The sequence below is a fragment of the Bradyrhizobium sp. PRIMUS42 genome, assembly GCF_023006515.1.
Lineage (GTDB): Bacteria > Pseudomonadota > Alphaproteobacteria > Rhizobiales > Xanthobacteraceae > Bradyrhizobium.
On record NZ_JALBGZ010001486.1, the window covers coordinates 1 to 579 of the forward strand.

Annotated in this window: 1 protein-coding gene; it reads right to left on the reverse strand. The window is 65.3% G+C overall.

Annotated elements, in window-relative coordinates; translation table 11 throughout:
* A partial coding sequence (locus MOV75_RS41225) for an NTP transferase domain-containing protein (RefSeq protein ID WP_247008624.1) occupies nucleotides 1–235 on the reverse strand: 235 nt, incomplete at its 3' end.
* Between the last annotated feature and the right edge of the window lie 344 nt (nucleotides 236–579).

Here is a 579-nt window from a genome sequence, read left to right on the forward strand (position 1 = left end):
CCTGCGCGAAGGTGAGCGCATCGGGCCTGATGCGTTTCGCCTCGTCCGCGACCGCCTGGTGGTCGGGGCCGATCACGACCGCGAGCGAGGTGCCGGTTCCCTTGGGTGCCGCGGCGAGCACGTGAGCAAGCAGCGTTTGCTGAGCCACCGGATGCAGCACTTTGGGCAGGCTCGATCGCATGCGCGTGCCTTCGCCGGCGGCGAGCACGATCGTGAGGCTGGAACGGGCGGTCATCGAAATCCTGTCAGATACGGCATCAATTGGCGCGACGGCGGCGGGTCATCCTGAAAAGCTCTCGTCTTGCTACCCCCGCAAACGCCCGGAATTCAAGTGCGACGGGGTTTTCCTGTTAATGTTCCCTGATTGATTCGGGGAAGCTTCGGGGCTGGGCACTTAACGTTCATGGCAAAGGATTCCGACCCACTGGCGGATGCCTTCGGCACCAAGGAGACCGGCGGGCTGTTCTCCGGACTTGTGGCCGAGGAAAGCGCGTTCGACCGCCGCATGATGTGGCGGCTGGGCTCGTGGGGCGTGGCGGCCGTGGGCGCGGTCACCATCGCAGTGATCGCCAGCCAGGC